The sequence below is a fragment of the Ornithinibacillus sp. 4-3 genome (assembly GCF_040958695.1).
Classification (GTDB): Bacteria; Bacillota; Bacilli; order Bacillales; family Amphibacillaceae; genus CALAMD01.
The window spans coordinates 2,597,887-2,616,341 of record NZ_CP162599.1; the positions used below are offsets into that span (position 1 = coordinate 2,597,887).

Consider the following 18,455-nt stretch of genomic DNA (forward strand, 5'->3'; position numbering starts at 1 on the left):
TTTCTTTCTAACGATTTCTATCCTTTAACTCACGATCAATATCTCTTTTCATTTGCTTTTGTTTAAGATCTTGTCGCTTATCATGTAATTTTTTACCTTTTCCAATACCTAATAGGATTTTAGCAAATCCATCTTTTATATACAGTTTTATTGGAACAAGTGTGTAGCCCTGTCGTTGGATAAGACCTATTAACTTATCAATTTGCTGACGATGTAATAATAATTTACGAGTTCTTGTTGGATCATGATTGAAGCGATTGCCTTGCTCATATGGAGCAATATGCATGTTTATAATTACTACCTCGCCATTTGAAATACGTGCATGGGCATCCTTTAAGTTTACTCGTCCATTACGAATCGATTTAATTTCAGTGCCTTGGAGTACGATACCAGCTTCATACGTCTCTTCAATAAAATAATCATGTCTTGCCTGCTTATTTTGAGCGATGGTTTTCCCCATACCTTTAGCCATATTTCTCCCCCTTTGGCTATGTTAGTAAAATTGCTGATACAAAAACATCAGCAATTTTACATATTATTTTTTCTTTTTCTTATTTCGCTTTGCTTTCGTCTTATTTTCGTTTGGCTTTCTTTTTGTCTTCGATTTTTTATCATTTGACTTTCCGTTTGTTTTTGCCTTTTTCGTTGTTTGTCCCTGTACAATCGCAAAATCAATCGCATGTTCATCTAGATTAACTCGTGCTACCTGGACCTTTATTTCATCACCGATACGGTAAATATTTTTAGTGCGTTCACCAATTAATGCCATATTTTTCTCATTAAAATGATAGTAATCATCGAGCATATAACTGATATGGACTAACCCTTCTACCGTGTTTGGTAATTCAACAAATATCCCAAAGTTCGTAACAGAGCTTATGATTCCAGTAAATACCTCGCCAACCTTATCAGCCATAAATTCAGCTTTCTTCAAATCATCTACTTCACGCTCTGCCTCTACTGCATTACGTTCCATTTCTGAAGTATGACGAGCGATTTCTGGAAGTTTTTCCTTCCAAGAAGCAATTGTTTCTTCATCTAGCTTCTGTTGCAAAATATAATTACGAATTAAACGATGCACAATTAAATCTGGATATCTTCTAATTGGTGATGTGAAATGCGTGTAAAACTCTGTAGCTAATCCGAAATGCCCGACATTTTCCTCCGCATATTTTGCTTGCTTCATGGAGCGAAGCATTAGCTTAGAAACAACCATTTCTTCGGGTTTACCTTCCACGCGCTCAAGCACCTTTTGAAGCTCCTGTGGATGAATTTCATTTGCAGTTCCTTTTATTCGATAACCTAATGTATTTAGAAATTCAAAAAAGCTTTGTAATTTCCCTTGATCAGGATCTTCGTGAATACGATGAATAAATGGAACGTCTAACCAATGCATATGCTCAGAAACCGTTTCATTAGCAGCTAACATAAACTCTTCAATAAGTCGTTCAGCTACAGAACGTTCCCTTAAAACAATATCGGTAGGCTTTCCTTCTGGATCCACAAGTACTTTTGCTTCTTTAAAGTCAAAATCAATAGCTCCACGATCCATTCGTTTATTTCGTAGTACTGCTGCTAGCTGTTCCATCTGTTCAAACATCGGAACAAAGTCAGCGTATTTCTCACATAAAGCAGGATCTTGTTCAACTAAAATTTGATTGACATCATGATAGGTCATTCGTTGTTTTGAGTTAATTACACATTCGAATAATTCATGCTTTACTACTTTTCCACGAGAATCTATTTCCATTTCACAGCCCATTGCTAGACGATCTTCATGTGGATTTAAGGAGCATATTCCATTAGAAAGTCGATGAGGAATCATCGGAATTACTCGATCAACTAAATAAACGCTTGTCCCACGTTCATATGCCTCCTTATCCATTGGCGAACCTTTTGTTACATAGTGACTAACATCAGCTATGTACACGCCTAATCGATAATTTCCATTTTCCAATACTTTAACGGAAACCGCATCATCTAAGTCTTTCGCATCTGCACCATCAATGGTTACAACCGTCTGATCACGTAAATCACGACGACCAGCTAAATCCTCAGCAGTAATTTTCTCACCTGTTTCTGCCGCTTGCTCCAATACTTCTTCTGGAAACTGATTACTCATCCCATAACGATGAATAATAGAAAGAATATCAATACCAGGATCATTTTTATGTCCTAGAATACTAATAACTTCTCCTTCAGCACTTTTACGACCTTCTGGATATTTTGTGATTTTCACAATTACTTTATGACCACTAGCAGCTCCGAGTGATTTTCCATTAGGCACAAATATATCATTCGCAATTCGTTGATTATCTGCGATAACAAATCCAAATGAGCTACCTTCATCATAAGTACCTACCACTTCATCTATACTACGCTCTAGAATTCGGACAACCGTTCCCTCTGGTCGATTATCACCAATATCTGGTTTCTCTAAGCGAACTAATACCTTATCACCATGCATTGCATTTCCAAGATCCGTATGATGAAGATAAACATCTTTTCTCCCCTCTTCATCAGGAATTAAAAAAGCAAATCCCTTTTTATGCATTTGGATCTTACCACGAATAAGGTTCATTCTTTCTGGATAGCCGAAGCGATTTTTTCTTGTTCGAACAAGTTCTCCTGCTTCCTCTAATTCATTTAACAGAACAACTAACTCTTTAAATTGTTCAGAACCTTCTACTTCAAAAACTTCCTCTATTTCTTCTACAGATAATGGTTTAGAGCTAGTTTCTTTAAAATAGGTTAAAATTCTTTCTCTTAATTCCATACTCATTTGCTTTCACCTTCTTTCTCTATATTTTCTTACACTATTATTATTCTTCCCAATCTAGCGTTTCTAAAAACTGATAAATGTCTTCATAAAGTACTTCTTTTTCTTGTCCCAATGTAATAACATGTCCCGAATTTTTGTACCATTTTATTTCTTTATAATCTGACTCTACTTGCTCATAAATATAATTGGCACTTTCAGGATTAATCATTTCATCTTTTTCTGCTTGTACCACCATAATTGGTGTATAAATACTGTCCACTTCTTTACTAACAGATGTGATAAAGCTTCCCATTTCCTTAAGCACTTCTAATGCAGGTGCTTCCATTTCCTTCAACTCTGCTTCAATGGTCGCTTCATCCTTACGTTCCAATTGCTTATATTCTTTTGCAAATGTTTTGAATCCAGCAGTTAATTGTGCCTCATTATCAAAGAACATTGGTGTACACATTGGAATGATTGCTTTTATTTTTTCCGAATATGCTAATTTTAAACCTAGAGCTCCTCCAAGTGAAAGACCAGCAACTGCTATTTCTTGATAGCCTAATTCCTTTAAGTGATTAAAAGCTGCTAATATATCCTCCCAAAAATCTTCAGGGTGTACATCTAATAAAGCTTCAGGAGCTAGTCCATGCCCACGATATATTGGTGCGTGTGAACTATATCCTTTTTTTTCTAAAAATCTTCCAAGCATTCGCACATCTGCTGAATGTCCAGTAAATCCATGTAATAATAAAACTGCGCGAGGACCCGCTTGGAAAGTAAATGGTCTTGGTTGTACAATTTTCAATGCTTATGACACTCCTTCATTCATCTTACATTAAAGAATCTATTTAAACTATCTCGGTTAAAATCCAAGAACGAAAAGCGCAGAGCGCCCTTACAGGCTAAGAGCGCGACGTCCTGTCGCAACGCCTGCACTAGCACATCCTATGCGTCGAAAAACGTAGAGATTGGAGGGGCACAACCGAGATAAAGGAAACATGCCCCTTTAGGGGTATCCAACGTTAGGCTTTAGCCTGGTTTTAGTTGGGCTTCCTTATAAAACAAAATCGATGTTGACTTATTGTAGGGTGTGACGTGAAATCTCTTAGTTTTTGGCGCTCGGAGCTAGACAGCGCTAGCTTCAAATAAGAACTAACCTTGGAAAAATTTTGTACTTTCCTATCCATTTAAAAAACCCTTATCACACTGTCGTAATAAGGGTTTGTTTTTCATTAAATAATATAAGCACCAGCAAATGCAAGTACAAAAAATATAATACCTGCTACCACAGTAGAACGATGTAAAACTAAGTCCATTCCACGTGCCTTTTGTTTACCAAATAATTGTTCCGCTCCACCTGAAATCGCGCCAGATAATCCCGCTGCTTTTCCAGACTGCAATAAAATTAAAATAATGATAACCACTGCATCTATTACGAGTAATGTATTAACTAAAATTCCCATGATTTAAAGCACCCCCTGTAAAAAACGACAAATACATATTGACTATTTTACCACAAATTTCTTCTTTTAATCAAGCCTTTTTTGACTGAGCCTTTTATATGGTTGAATAGGAAATAGTCCAAAAACTGATATAATAGATTAAACCTTAATAAGAAAGGAAAGATTCCCATTGAAAAAATCACTTAATCCAGAATCCATACACCCACCGGTTGCACCATATGTCCATCAAATAGAAACAACAGGAGCCCAGCGATGGCTCACCTTATCTGGTCAACTCGGAATGGAAGTAGACGGTAAAGTCCCAGAAGATCCAATGAAGCAATTACAAATCGCGTTAAATAATATAAAAAGAAATCTCGAAGCAGCTCTGATGAATATAGAAGATTTAACAAAAATGGTATTCTATCTAGTTGGAGATTTTGATGCCGATCATCGAAGAAAAATAATTGGAGATTTTCTAGGTGAACATCTTCCTTGCACAACAATGCTTTATGTTGTAGCGTTAGCAGCACCAATATTTAAAGTTGAAATAGACGCTTGGGCATGTAAAGAAATTGATGATTCATTTTAATGGAGGGGTTTTATCTTGGGATGCATATTGGCTTACCATGAATGATCAAGTAGAAATATATGTAAAGAGATGGAAAAACACAGAACCACCAAAAGCCATTATCCAAATTGCTCATGGTATGGCAGAACATATTGAACGCTATGATGATTTTGCTAATTACTTCGTTTCACATGGTTTTCATGTCTATGGAAATGACCATCGTGGACATGGGCGTACGGGAGAGAAACAAGGATTACTAGGGTATTTTTCTCAGTCGGATGGTTTCCATAAAGTTTCTGAGGATTTACACTCTCTTACTAAGCATATAAAAGAGGCTTATCCACAAACTCCTATTTTTCTTTTTGGACATAGTATGGGGTCATTTCTTGCTCGAAAATATATGCAAGCATATAGCCATGATATTGCTGGAGTTATCTTATGTGGAACTGGTTATTTCCCTAGAATAACATCCTCATCAGCCAAACTCCTAGCAAGTATACTACCTGCCAAAAAAGAATCACATTTAATGAATAAACTCGCTTTTGGTTCCTATAACAAAAAAATCCCTGATCATGGAAATGGCTTCGAATGGCTTTCTCAGGACAAACAGGAAGTTCAAAAATATACAGATGATCCTTTTTGTGGATTTGTGCCTACAGCAAGGTTTTTCTATGATTTAATGGATGGGTTAGGACATATTCATCGCAAACGCTATAATCAAATGATTCGTAAAGATTTACCTCTATTAATTATTAGTGGAGATGCTGATCCTGTAGGTGGTTATGGAAAAGGAATATGGAAAACAGCAAAACTCTATCACCAGTTAGGTCTCGAAGAAATAACGACAATGCTTATCACAAGTGGACGACATGAGATATTAAATGAAATAAATAAACAAGAAACTTACCAGGCAATTAAAAGTTGGCTTAATGGTTATGATGCAAAATCTTAATTTTTTTAAGCACCATAAATTTGGGGCTACTTAGAAAATCAGTTTTCTAAGTAGCCCCATTACATATTCTTTTAAACTTCCACAGAAGCTTCTTTTTCAAGCTTTTCGACAAATGCTTTTAGTTTTTCCATTCCTTTTTCTAATTCAGGCATTGCATAGGAATAAGATATCCGGATGAATCCTTCACCATATTCTGTGAAATTATTTCCTGGGAGTACAGCTACGCCACCTTCTTCTAATAAGCGCATTGTAAATTCCTGTGAGCTCATGCCAAATTTCTTAATGGATGGGAAAATATAAAAAGCTCCATTTGGCAATACAGATTCAATTCCCATTTCTGTTAATGCCTTATATAAATAATCTCGACGCTTGATATATTCCTTGTTCATTTCTTCAGAAGCTTCGCGGCAATTCGTTAATGCTTCAACAGCTGCATATTGTCCTGGTATATTTGCACATACACAGTTATATGCATGAATACGTGATACATAAGCTAATAATTCAGCTGGTGCTAATACATAACCAATTCTCCAGCCTGTCATGGAATGTGACTTCGATAATCCATGAATTAAAAATAGACGATCGCGAATTTCTGGATAAGCAGCAAATGTATGATGCTCCATACCAAATACATTTTCACTATAAATTTCATCAGAAACGATATACACATCATGCTTAACAAGTACTTCCACTAATTCATCCATCACTTCTTTTGGAATCGTTACACCTGTTGGATTTGTTGGATAGTTAAAGAGCACTGCCTTTGTATTTTCGTTAATCATTTCTTCTAATTTTTCTGCTGTTGGGAGAAATCCAGTATCCGATGTATCGAAGAAGACAGCTTTTGCTCCATTTAATTCAATTGGTGCTTGGTAATTCATATAAGCTGGAGCTGGAATAACCACTTCATCCCCCTCATCTAAAATTGTACGGAATACAGAATCTAATCCCTCACTAGAGCCACTAGTGATTAGAATTTCTGTTTCTGGATCATATTCTACATTGTATTTATCTTGGAAGAAGGAAGCTATAGCCCTTCTTGCTTCGATAATTCCAAAATTATGTGAATAAGATGTTTTATTTTCCTGGATGGCACGAATTCCTGCCTGTTGTACACGCTCAGGTGTAGGGAAATCAGGCTGACCAATGGTTAAATTTGTTGCATCAATATCATTTGCAAGTAAATTGGCTAATTGTCTTGTTCCAGGAACTTTAACATTTGCTGCTCTACGATTTAATTCTAATGACATTATTTCTCACCTTTTCATTTATAGTTTATTTTTATTTTTTTGTGACATTCCATAATGCCATACCAATAACATCTTGAAATCCTTCAATATTATTATTTACAGCATATAGAAAGTTCTTATCTCCTAATTTTAAAACCGGCAGGTAATTCCAAGCTTCGATTTGTAACTGCTCATAAATTTCCAATGCTTCCTCATCAGAGCCTGATGCACGAATATCTTCAATCAACTGATCGATTTCATCACTTTGAGTCCAGCCAGCCCATTCATTTTTCGAATTTAAAAATAGAAACTGCGTTGGATCTGTGTTGATTCCAAACCCAGTAATAAATGCATCATATGCACTTGGGTCTCCTTGTTTTTCAACAACACTTGCCCAGTCAAATACTTCTAAATTTACCTTCATTCCAATTGCTTCTAATTGTTCCTTAATCACAACAGAGGCATTATAGAAGTCTTCATACTCTCTGCTTGTAATAAAAGTAACTTCTTCTCCATTGTATCCCGCTTCTTCTAATAATGCTTTTCCTTTTTCAGGATCATTTTGATTATAATTTTCTTTACCTGCATCTGTATACCAATCTGCTTGCTGCTCTAACATCAACCCTGGATTCAAACGATAGAATTGCTCATCATTAAAGGATGCTTGTAAAATAGCTTCCATATCTAAGGTTGCAGCAACAGCTTGGCGTATTTTTTGATCGGCAAATGGACCTTCTTTTTTATTAAACACAACTATGTTAAAACCACTTGGCTCCATGTATGCACTAACCTGGTTATCATTTTCTATCTGATCGAAATTATTAAATGGAATCGTTGTTGCAATATCATATTCACCTGATTTGACGCCTGCTATTCGAGTCGAAGAATCTGTTGCAATCATAAACATAATTTCATCTACTAATGCTTCTCTTTTACCTGCAGGTCCATCACTTGGTTCATCTCTAGGTACATAATCTGCAAACTTTTCTAACTTAATATACTGATCTTGCTTCCATTCATTGAACTTAAATGGTCCTGTACCTATATAATCTGTTACTGGTTCATCACCAGATGCTTCAACTACTTCTTTGGGCATAATTGCTGGAAATTGAGTAGAACTCGATAAAACAGCTAGTGCCGTTCGATTTGGTTTATCCATTTCTAAAACAACTGTATAATCACCATCAGCCTTAAATGTGGACTGACTAAATGCCGCTTTTGCACGTGAAGATATATTTTGCCAACGCTCCATGGAAGCAACTACATCTTCAGCGGTCATTTCCTGATCATTATGGAATTTTACTCCTTCTCGTAGCTGAAATGTGATTGTTTTCCCATCTTCACTTATTTCATAGGATTCAGCTAACATTGGTGCAGGTTGAAGACCAGCATTAATTGTAATTAACGGCTCAAAAATTTGTAATGCAATATCCCTTGATACTGTAGCTGTACTTATAAGTGGATCAATTGTTGGTGGCTGTGCATTTAATGCAATATGCAGCACCTGACCTTCTTCTGATGTGCCTTCATTCTGTCCTTCATCTGCACTTTCCTCTGGCTCATTTTCATCCTGATTAGATTGACATGCAGCCAGCATTAAAACCATCATAATCATTAAAAGGCATAAAACGTGATTCCTTCTCACTTTAGTTTCCCCCTATTTGAAAAGCTCTAGATTAATGTAGCTACCCTAGGTGTTATGAACTTGTTTATCTAACTAGCTTTAGGTACTCATAAACTTCTTTGCCTATTTTAGAGATGATATTCAAGGATACTTTAGCTCCAGCATTTTTTGAAAGAGCTGTAATGATCGCACTACGATCCTGCACATATAAAATACCAACATCATGTTGATAATTGCTATCCCAACCTGTTTTATTTGCTAATTCCCATTCTGGTATTGATCCAATAATTTCTCTATCATTCTCTGGTAAATCATAAGGAATAGCATTGCGAAATTGTTGTTTCTTTAAAATTTCAATCATTTGTAGACAACTATAGCCAGAAACGACTTTTCCATTGGCTATATTTTTATAAAAAATATAAATGTCTTCAGCTGATATGTAATTTTCCACATCTTCCTTTGTATGTGGTAATATCATTAATTTCTTTTTTAATCGACTTTCCTTCATTCCACCAGCTTGCATCACTTGATTAATTCGATCAAATCCAACTAATTCAATTAATATATTTGTAGCAGTATTATCACTTTGAATAATCATTAGCATCACTAAATCATATATAGAAAGCTCGGTTCCTGGAGAAAAATGCTGCAATACTCCAGCTCCTCCAACAAGCTGTTCACGTAATAATGGAAGAGGATCACTTAATTTAAATTCTCCTTGCTCATATGCCTCATAAACTGCGGCCATAATTGGTACTTTAATAATACTTTGTGCAGCAAAGAGCTGTTTCTCATTTATAGAAAATTTCTTTTTCAAATTTAAATCTTCTATAACAATCCCCCATTCTCCATCTGCTGCATGAATGATTTTTTTAATTTTTTTGTGTAATTGATCCAAGCTATTTCCTCCAATCCTCTACATGATAGTGCAAAACGAAAAGCGCAGAGCGCCCGTTTAAAAACTTAGAGATTGGAGCGGCACAACCGAGATAAAGGAAACACGGTGAGGTAACGAGCCGATGTTGACTTATTGTAGGGCGTGACGGGAAATCTCTTAGTTTTTGGCGCTCGGAGCCTAGACAGCGCTATCTCTGAATAAGCATTAATTTGCGCAATTTTTATACTTTTTTATCTCATAAACACATCTGCTTGAATCATCAAGTTGCACTTAAATAAACGGGTTTCAATTTTCAGAAATTTGAATAGAATTAAACAATTGATTTATTCTTTCATCATACGAAATTTTCAAGAGAAAAACAAGAGAGGCATTGAATAATCACTCAAAAAATGATCGCTCAATGCCTCGCCTAACTATTACTTAAAGTTTATTTATTTAAATTGTAGAATGCTGTTTCGCCAGCATATTGACCTACACCAGCTAGCTCATCTTCAATTCTCATTAATTGATTGTACTTCGCAACACGATCCGTACGTGAAGGAGCACCTGTTTTAATTTGACCAGCATTTGTAGCTACTGCAATATCTGCAATTGTTGCATCTTCAGATTCACCAGAACGGTGTGAAATAACGGCTGTATATCCAGCTCTTTTTGCCATTTCAATTGCTTCAAATGTTTCAGTTAATGTTCCAATTTGGTTAACCTTGATTAGAATAGAGTTACCTACACCTTGCTTAATTCCTTCAGATAATTTCTCTGTATTTGTTACAAATAAGTCATCTCCAACTAATTGTACACGATTACCAATACGTTCTGTTAATAACTTATGACCTTCCCAATCATTCTCATCTAGTCCATCTTCAATAGAAATAATTGGATATTTATCTACTAGCTCTTCATACCAAGCTACCATTTCCTCTGAAGTGCGGACAATACCTTCTCCTGCTAAATGATACTTACCGTCTTTATAAAATTCAGATGAAGCAACATCCATTGCTAATTTAACTTCTTCACCAAGCTTATATCCTGCAGCTTCAATTGCCTCACTAATCGTTTGTAATGCTTCTTCGTTAGATGATAAATTTGGAGCAAATCCGCCTTCATCACCTACTGCAGTATTTAGACCTTTATCTTGAAGTACATTTTTTAAGGAATGGAAAATCTCTGCGCCAATACGTACAGCTTCACGCATTGATGTAGCTGCAACTGGCATAATCATAAATTCTTGAATATCTACATTATTATCTGCATGCTCTCCACCATTTAAAATATTCATCATTGGAACTGGTAATGTTTTTGCATTAAATCCACCTAGATAATTATATAGTGGCATACCTAGATGTACAGATGCTGCATGTGCTACTGCCATAGATACTCCTAAAATAGCATTTGCACCAAGCTTACTCTTGTTTTTTGTACCATCTAATTCAATCATTAACTGATCGATAATATTTTGACGAGTAACATCAAATCCCACAATTTCTGGAGCGATTACTTCATTTACGTTATCTATTGCCTTCAAGACACCTTTACCTAGAAAACGGTCTTTATCTCCATCGCGTAATTCTACAGCTTCATATTCTCCTGTAGATGCACCACTTGGTACAATAGCAGAGCCAAAAGCTCCAGATTCTGTTACTACTTCTACTTCAATTGTTGGATTTCCACGTGAATCCAATACTTCACGAGCATAAACATCTGTAATGTAAGGCATAATTATCTCTCCTCAATGATTAATTAACGTTTTTCCTGTCATTTCTTCTGGTTTTTCAATTTCTAATAAATCTAAAAAGGTTGGTGCTAAATCTGCTAAAATACCATCATCACGTAAATCAATGCCTTGCTTTGTTACTATAACTGGTACTGGATTCGTTGTATGTGCAGTCATTGGTGATCCATCTAAGCAAATTACTTCATCAGAATTCCCATGATCTGCAGTAATAATAGCAACTCCTCCTAATTGTAGCACTTTATCAACAATTTTACCTAAACATTCATCCACAGTTTCAATTGCTTGAATTGTTGGTGCTAGTTTCCCAGAATGACCAACCATATCTGGATTAGCAAAGTTTAGTAAAATAGCTTGCTGTGTTCCTTGATCTAATTCTTCCAATAGTGCATCTGTAACCTCATATGCACTCATTTCCGGCTTCAAATCATATGTAGCGACTTTAGGTGAATCAATTAAAATTCGTTTTTCACCTACAAATTCAGCCTCTCTTCCTCCACTCATAAAATAGGTTACATGTGGATATTTCTCTGTTTCTGCAATACGCAGTTGATTGATTTTATGCGCGGCTAATACTTCACCTAATGTATTCGATAAATCAATTGGTTCAAATGCTACATTTGCTGTAATTTGATCACTATAATTTGTAAACATGACAAAATTAATAGATTTAGGTGGATTTTCTCCACGATCAAATGCTGTAAACTCATGATTAGCAAAAGCCTTAGAAATTTGAATTGCTCGATCTGGTCGGAAATTAAAGAAAATAATAGAATCATTATCCTCTATTCTTGCAATTGTTTTTTCATTTTCATCTGTAATTACTGCCGGAATAATAAATTCATCACAAATATCTTGTTGATATCCATCCTTTACAACATCCATAGCTGACTGAAATTTTGGTGCATCCTGATAAACCATTGCATCATACACTTTTTTCACTCGATCCCAACGACAATCACGGTCCATTGCATAATATCTACCTGATACGGTTGCAAATTTTCCTACTCCATATTCTTTCATTTTATCTTCAGCTTCTATAATATATTGTTCTGCCGTTTGAGGACCAACGTCTCTTCCATCTAAAAACGCATGAACATATACATCATGAAAATCTTGTTCTTTTGCTAACTTCAATAATGCATATAAATGGTCGATATGACTATGGACACCACCATCTGATAATAATCCGAATAAGTGAACACTTGTTTGATTTTTCTTCGCATGCTCAATAGATTGTAAAAATGCAGCCTTTTGGAAAAAGTCTCCCTCACGAATGGATAAGTTAATTCTAGTTAAACTTTGATATACAATGCGTCCTGCTCCGATATTTAAATGGCCAACCTCAGAATTTCCCATTTGCCCTTCTGGTAGTCCAACCGCTTCCCCACTTGCTTTTAATGTCTGATGTGGGTATGTATTCCAATAACGATCAAAATTTGGTTTGTTAGCTTGGTTTACAGCATTTCCATTATTTTCTGCGCGTAATGCGAAACCATCTAAAATAATCATTGCTACTACATTTGGTTGATTCATTATTTACTTTCCTCCAACAATTGTAGGAATGATGCAGCCTTTAAGCTAGCACCTCCAACAAGTGCTCCATCAATATCTGTTTGTGAGAGTAGTTCACGAATATTATCTGGATTAACACTACCACCATATTGAATAATTACTCGCTCCGCAATGTTCTTTGTAAACAACTGACGAACTACCTGACGAATATGGACACATACTTCATTTGCTTCTGCACTTGAAGCTGTTCTACCTGTACCAATAGCCCAAATTGGTTCATATGCAATAATCGTTTGTGCTACTTGTTCTCCAGTTAATCCATTTAAAGCAGCAGTAACCTGTTTCTCGATATGACTTAACATTTCCCCTGCTTCACGTTGCTCTAACGTCTCTCCTACACAAACAATTGGAGTAAGGTTATTTGCAAAAGCAGCTTGTACTTTTTTATTTACAGTCTCATCTGTTTCTGCAAAATATTCTCTACGCTCAGAATGCCCAATAATCACATGACTGATGTTTAAATCATTTAACATTAGTGGACTTACTTCACCAGTAAAAGCTCCATTTTCCTCAAAATGCATATTTTGAGCACCAATTTTTAATGCCGTATGATTAGCTTTATCCACTAGTAAGGATAAGTATGGAAATGGACCGCAAATAATAGCCTCTACATCTTCATTTCCAACTTTTGCTTCAGTTAATTCTTCCATAAATTTATTTATTTCTACTGTCGTATGATTCATCTTCCAGTTTCCAGCGATGATTTTTTTTCGCATACACTCACCTTTTCCAAAGAAGTCATTTCAATGATAGCTTTTTGAACACTCATTTTTATTTAAGATTATTTTGCTACATCTATATAATTATTTATCATTTAATACTTTTACTCCTGGTAGTTCTTTGCCCTCCATAAACTCTAAGGAAGCTCCACCACCAGTAGAAATATGATCCATCTCATCTACAAATCCGAATTTTTCAATGGCAGCTGCAGAATCTCCACCACCAATAATTGTATAACCACTTGTATCAACTAATGCGATAGCAACTTCTCTTGTACCACCTGCAAATGCGTCCATTTCAAAAACACCCATTGGGCCATTCCAGATAATTAAATTTGATTCTACAATCACATTACTATATGTATCCCTTGTTTTAGGCCCAATATCTAAAATTTGCCAATCTGCTGGAATCTGATCTACATCAACAATTTTTGTGTCAGCAGTTGGTGAAAATTCATTTGCGATTACTACATCTTCAGGAATTAAAAATTGAACTCCTTTTTCCTCTGCCTTCTCCATAAAGCTTTTGGCCAAATCAATTTTATCCTCTTCTACTAAAGACTTACCAATTTCAAACCCTTTTGCTTTAATAAAAGTATTCGCAAGTCCACCACCAATTAATAAATGATCTACTTTATCTAATAGGTTATCAATTACTTCAATTTTATCCTTTACTTTCGCCCCACCAATAATTGATGTGAAGGGACGTTCTGGGTTCAATAATGCTTTACTTAATACATTAATTTCTTTTTCTAGTAGGAAACCAGCAGCAGCAGGTAATTTTTCTGCTACACCAGAAGTAGATGCATGCGCACGATGAGATACTCCAAAAGCATCATTGACATAAATATCAGCCATACGTGCAAAAGCCTCTGCTAATTCAGGGCAGTTTTTCTCTTCTCCTGCTTCAAAACGAACGTTTTCAAGTAATAGAATTTCTCCTTCGTTCATTTCATCAATTTTCGTGTATACTTCTTCTCCGTATACTTCATCAGATTTATATACTTCTTTAGCCATTAAATCACTTAGGCGCTTAGCAACTGCATCAAGACGTAATTCTTCTTTCACTTCGCCTTTTGGACGGCCAAGATGACTCGCTAAAATAACGATAGCCCCATTTTCAACAAGATGCTTGATTGTTGGCATAGACGCTTTAATTCTTGTATCATCTGTTACCTCACCATTATTCATTGGTACATTAAAATCAACTCGACAAAATACTTTCTTTCCTTTAACGTCGAGATCCACAACTGACTGTTTATTCATCTATGAGTAACTCTCCTTTAAATAAAATAATTCCATGTGCTATTATATAAGATTTCCACTAAAGAATCAGTTAATTATGCAAAAAAATATAACATTCGCTAGTTAGTATCTTCGCGTAACTAAAATATAATTCTTTATGAATAGAAAATTATAATCATTTGCAGAGTATAATACAGTGAAAGTCCTTCTAAAATTTTATACTTTCTTATTGTAGAACTCAACAACTTATATGCTTATCCAAAATGTTTCCTGAAGAAACAATCTAACGAAGTATAATCTATTTGTTCACAATTTAATTGTTCTCCAGCAATTTCTACTACTGGTATTTGAATAAGATATGCTAATAACCATTCATCATTCGTATCAATATCTCTTTTTTCTACGGAAAATTCATATTCCATTTGAAACACTTCTAATAAAGCACTTGCCTCATCACATAATGTACAATTGTTTTTTTGATAAAAAATAACTTGCCGCAAAATATGCTACTCCTTTTCATAAAAAAAACATAAAATCATATAACTCGATAAAACTATTGTGCCATATTAATTCAATTTATTCACTTATTATTTATATTATTTTTGAAAAAAGAACTGGAAAAAGTTATTTTCCAAATAAAACTTCATCATACAAAAATAAAGCTGCTAGATAGGTCATAAAAGATGACCATTCTAGCAGCTTTTATAGTTTTGATTACTCGTGTAAATGACAAGCTACAAAATGACCTGGTTTAACTTCTTTCTTCTCAGGTACAGCTTGCTTACAAATATCCATCGCAAAAGGACATCTTGTATGGAATACACATCCAGAAGGTGGATTTAATGGAGAAGGTAATTCCCCTTTTAAGATTACACGTTCACGCTTCAATTCTGGATTTGGTAAAGGTACCGCAGATAATAAAGCTTGTGTGTATGGGTGTAATGGTTCTGAAATCAAATCTTCTGATAGAGCTTCTTCCACCATACGACCTAAATACATAACCCCAATACGATCAGAAATATGACGTACAACACTGATATCATGTGCAATGAATAGATATGTCAATTTCAACTCTTGTTGTAGATTATCTAATAAGTTAATTACCTGTGACTGAATTGATACGTCCAGTGCAGATACAGGCTCATCCAAAATAATAACTTTTGGTTGAACAACTAAAGCTCTTGCTAATCCAATACGCTGTCTTTGTCCACCTGATAATTCATGTGGATAACGATAGTAGTGATCTGTACGCATTCCTACTTTATCTAGAATATCCATTACAACATCAGGACGTTTACTCTTTTCACCGATGTTATGAATATTTAAAGGCTCTTGAATAATTTGTCCAATTCGCTTACGCGGGTTTAAAGATGAATACGGATCCTGGAATACAATTTGCATATCCTGGCGCATTTTACGATATTCTTTCCCAGTAAGCTCAAATAAATTTTTACCATTTAATAATGCTTGACCAGAAGTTGGTTCGATTAAACGTAGAATAGCTCTACCTGTAGTACTCTTACCACAACCAGACTCACCAACAATACCAAATGTCTCACCTTCAAAAACATCGAAGGATACATCATTAACTGCTTTTACAAATCCAGCTGGCTTACCAAAACTCCCAAATGTCCCTTTAACAGGGAAATATTTCTTTAAGTTTTGAATTTGAAGAAGAGGAGTTCTAGTTTCGTCGCTAGCTAGGGCTGTAACTTCTACTTCAGGAGTAGCGTTATTAGACATGTGCTCCTTCCTCCTTTAACTTCTCTTGAATTTCGTCTGCAAAAAAGCATCTAACTTTTCTGCCGTCTGCTTTTGTTTCAAGCTCAGGCATATTTTCACGACATGTATCTTGAGCATATTGACAACGTGATGCAAAGCGACATCCTGGTGGAACGTTCTCAAGTGCTGGAACTGATCCATGGATTACGTGTAATGCCTGGTTACGATCACTATCGATTTGTGGGATAGATGCCATTAAACCTTGAGTGTATGGATGTAACGGATTACCAAATAAGCTTTTAACATCCGCTTCTTCCACGATTTGACCAAGGTACATAACTACAACTCGCTGACATAATTCAGCAACTACACCAAGGTCATGGGTAATGAACATAACACCCATTCCAAGTTCTTTGTTTAATTCTTTAATTAAATCAAGAATTTGTGCTTGGATTGTAACATCAAGAGCTGTTGTAGGCTCATCCGCAATTAATAGTTTTGGTTGACAAGATAATGCAATCGCGATCATTACACGCTGCTGCATACCACCTGATAACTCATGCGGATACTCCTTAACGCGTTTTTCTGGCGCTGGAATACCTACAAGTCTTAACATATCAATAGCTAATTTTTCTGCTTCCTTTTTAGAAACCTTTTGGTGTAATAAGATAGATTCCATAATTTGAGAACCTACTGAAAACACCGGATTTAATGAACTCAATGGATCCTGGAAAATCATCGCAATATCATTTCCGCGGATTTTGTCCATTCTAGATTTATTTAATGAAAAAAGGTTTGTTCCTTTAAAATTAATTTCACCATCATACTGAGTAGTAACCTTTTCGTCTAATAAGCGTAAAATAGACTGGGAGGTTACACTCTTTCCGCAACCTGATTCACCAACTACTCCTAAAATCTCCCCTTCATCAATATGAAAGGAAACTCCATCGACGGCAGTAACTCGGCCACGTTCGGTATTAAAATGAGTTTTAAGCTCTTTAACATCTAATAGATGTTCTTTCGTCATGGGTAATCCCCCTTATCTCTATAGTATGGTACATTATTTTCTTAATTATTTTTTCCCAGCTGTATGAGGGTCAATTAAGTCACGTAAACCATCACCTAATAAGTTTAATCCTAATACAGCAAGAACGATCATGATTCCTGGGAATACAGTCATCCACCATGCATTAAAGATTACTAGTTTACCATCATATAAAATATTACCCCAACTTGGATCTGGAGCTGGAACCCCTGCACCTAAGAATGAAAGGGCAGCCTCTGTAATAATAGCATCTGCAAATACAAATGTTGCTTGTACTACTAGAGGAGAAATTGTGTTTGGCATCATATGACCCCAAATAATTCTAAATGTACTTGATCCTTGTGCTTTCATTGCTTCGATGTATGTTTGTTCACGTACAACAATTGCTGCTGAACGAATAACACGAGCAATATTTGGAACAAATACAATTGTTAAGGCAATAACAACGTTTCTAGTATTTGGCCCTAAAGCAGCCATTAATGCGATCGCAAGTAAAATACCAGGGATAGCCATTAAACCATCACAGATACGCATTAAAATATGATCTAGTGTTTTATAGTAACTTGCATATAATCCTATAATCATACCAATTAAAGATGCAAAGAATGCAACAGAGAAGCCTACACCCATTGTTACTTTCGCACCATAAGCAATACGCGTTAATAAGTCACGTCCAAATTCATCCGTACCTAATAAATGAGCAGAACTCATCCCTTGTAGTCGGTTACTAACTTCCATTTCATATGGATTAAATTTTACTAACATTGGTCCAAATATAGCTACTAATGTTAAGAAAATAACAATAGCACTACCTGTGACCATCATCTTATTTGCAAATAATCGTCTCCAAAATAACTTTCTTTGTTCCCTCTTCAAAGTTTGCTTTATGTTTGTTAAATCTGTACTGTTTGCTACTTGACTCATGAATGACTCCCCCTTT

General features: G+C 35.5%; 17 protein-coding genes. 2 read left to right on the top strand and 15 right to left on the bottom strand.

Annotation, left to right across the window (positions count from 1 at the left end; genetic code table 11):
* Positions 1-7 precede the first annotated feature (7 nt).
* From smpB to secG, 4 genes are all read right to left on the bottom strand, one after another.
* Positions 8-472: an SsrA-binding protein SmpB gene (gene smpB / locus AB4Y30_RS12750; RefSeq protein ID WP_368652615.1), complete on the bottom strand. Its 465-nt coding sequence runs from the start codon at positions 470-472 to the stop codon at positions 8-10.
* 63 nt (positions 473-535) lie between these two features.
* Complete coding sequence (rnr, locus tag AB4Y30_RS12755) at positions 536-2,782, bottom strand: ribonuclease R (RefSeq protein WP_368652616.1); 2,247 nt, start codon at positions 2,780-2,782, stop codon at positions 536-538.
* A gap of 40 nt (positions 2,783-2,822) precedes the next feature.
* A complete protein-coding gene (locus AB4Y30_RS12760; RefSeq protein WP_368652617.1) occupies positions 2,823-3,569 on the bottom strand; it encodes an alpha/beta hydrolase in 747 nt (248 codons plus the stop codon).
* 427 nt (positions 3,570-3,996) lie between these two features.
* Entirely contained in the window at positions 3,997-4,227 is a 231-nt protein-coding gene (secG, locus tag AB4Y30_RS12765; RefSeq protein ID WP_368652618.1) for a preprotein translocase subunit SecG, read from the bottom strand.
* Positions 4,228-4,396: 169 nt separating this feature from the next.
* Between secG and AB4Y30_RS12770 the strand changes: the two genes are divergently transcribed.
* Both AB4Y30_RS12770 and AB4Y30_RS12775 read left to right on the top strand, forming a co-directional pair.
* On the top strand, positions 4,397-4,798 hold the full coding sequence (locus AB4Y30_RS12770) for a RidA family protein (protein WP_368652619.1): 402 nt from the start codon (positions 4,397-4,399) through the stop codon (positions 4,796-4,798).
* The gene (locus tag AB4Y30_RS12775) at positions 4,785-5,729 is read left to right on the top strand and encodes a lysophospholipase (protein ID WP_368655224.1); all 945 of its coding nucleotides are present in this window, start codon (positions 4,785-4,787) and stop codon (positions 5,727-5,729) included. The genes AB4Y30_RS12770 and AB4Y30_RS12775 overlap by 14 nt, the downstream gene beginning before the upstream one ends.
* A gap of 71 nt (positions 5,730-5,800) precedes the next feature.
* On the opposite strand, the gene AB4Y30_RS12780 is transcribed toward AB4Y30_RS12775, so the two are convergent.
* The 11 genes from AB4Y30_RS12780 to AB4Y30_RS12830 all read right to left on the bottom strand — a co-directional run bounded on the left by AB4Y30_RS12780 (position 5,801) and on the right by AB4Y30_RS12830 (position 18,439).
* Positions 5,801-6,979 carry an aminotransferase class I/II-fold pyridoxal phosphate-dependent enzyme gene (locus AB4Y30_RS12780; RefSeq protein WP_368652620.1) on the bottom strand — a complete coding sequence of 393 codons (1,179 nt, stop codon included), beginning with the start codon at positions 6,977-6,979 and terminating at the stop codon, positions 5,801-5,803.
* Between the two features lie 31 nt (positions 6,980-7,010).
* Positions 7,011-8,603 (bottom strand): ABC transporter substrate-binding protein, encoded by a 1,593-nt coding sequence (locus tag AB4Y30_RS12785; protein ID WP_368652621.1) that lies wholly within the window; start codon positions 8,601-8,603, stop codon positions 7,011-7,013.
* A 64-nt stretch (positions 8,604-8,667) separates the two neighbouring features.
* Positions 8,668-9,480 carry a serine hydrolase gene (locus tag AB4Y30_RS12790; protein ID WP_368652622.1) on the bottom strand — a complete coding sequence of 271 codons (813 nt, stop codon included), beginning with the start codon at positions 9,478-9,480 and terminating at the stop codon, positions 8,668-8,670.
* Positions 9,481-9,907: 427 nt separating this feature from the next.
* A complete protein-coding gene (eno, locus tag AB4Y30_RS12795) occupies positions 9,908-11,194 on the bottom strand; it encodes a phosphopyruvate hydratase (RefSeq protein WP_368652623.1) in 1,287 nt (428 codons plus the stop codon).
* Between the two features lie 12 nt (positions 11,195-11,206).
* Positions 11,207-12,745 carry a 2,3-bisphosphoglycerate-independent phosphoglycerate mutase gene (gene gpmI, locus AB4Y30_RS12800; RefSeq protein WP_368652624.1) on the bottom strand — a complete coding sequence of 513 codons (1,539 nt, stop codon included), beginning with the start codon at positions 12,743-12,745 and terminating at the stop codon, positions 11,207-11,209.
* The gene (gene tpiA, locus AB4Y30_RS12805; protein ID WP_368652625.1) at positions 12,745-13,500 is read right to left on the bottom strand and encodes a triose-phosphate isomerase; all 756 of its coding nucleotides are present in this window, start codon (positions 13,498-13,500) and stop codon (positions 12,745-12,747) included. Before tpiA ends, gpmI begins: the two co-directional genes overlap by 1 nt.
* A gap of 87 nt (positions 13,501-13,587) precedes the next feature.
* Positions 13,588-14,769, bottom strand: coding sequence for a phosphoglycerate kinase (gene pgk, locus AB4Y30_RS12810; RefSeq protein ID WP_368652626.1), 1,182 nt, complete (start codon positions 14,767-14,769; stop codon positions 13,588-13,590).
* Between the two features lie 233 nt (positions 14,770-15,002).
* Complete coding sequence (locus tag AB4Y30_RS12815; protein WP_368652627.1) at positions 15,003-15,248, bottom strand: glutaredoxin family protein; 246 nt, start codon at positions 15,246-15,248, stop codon at positions 15,003-15,005.
* 214 nt (positions 15,249-15,462) lie between these two features.
* Positions 15,463-16,491: an ABC transporter ATP-binding protein gene (locus AB4Y30_RS12820; protein WP_368652628.1), complete on the bottom strand. Its 1,029-nt coding sequence runs from the start codon at positions 16,489-16,491 to the stop codon at positions 15,463-15,465.
* Entirely contained in the window at positions 16,484-17,497 is a 1,014-nt protein-coding gene (locus AB4Y30_RS12825; RefSeq protein WP_368652629.1) for an ABC transporter ATP-binding protein, read from the bottom strand. The genes AB4Y30_RS12820 and AB4Y30_RS12825 overlap by 8 nt, the downstream gene beginning before the upstream one ends.
* Before the next feature lie 45 nt (positions 17,498-17,542).
* Positions 17,543-18,439 (bottom strand): ABC transporter permease, encoded by an 897-nt coding sequence (locus AB4Y30_RS12830; protein WP_368652630.1) that lies wholly within the window; start codon positions 18,437-18,439, stop codon positions 17,543-17,545.
* Positions 18,440-18,455: the final 16 nt, after the last annotated feature.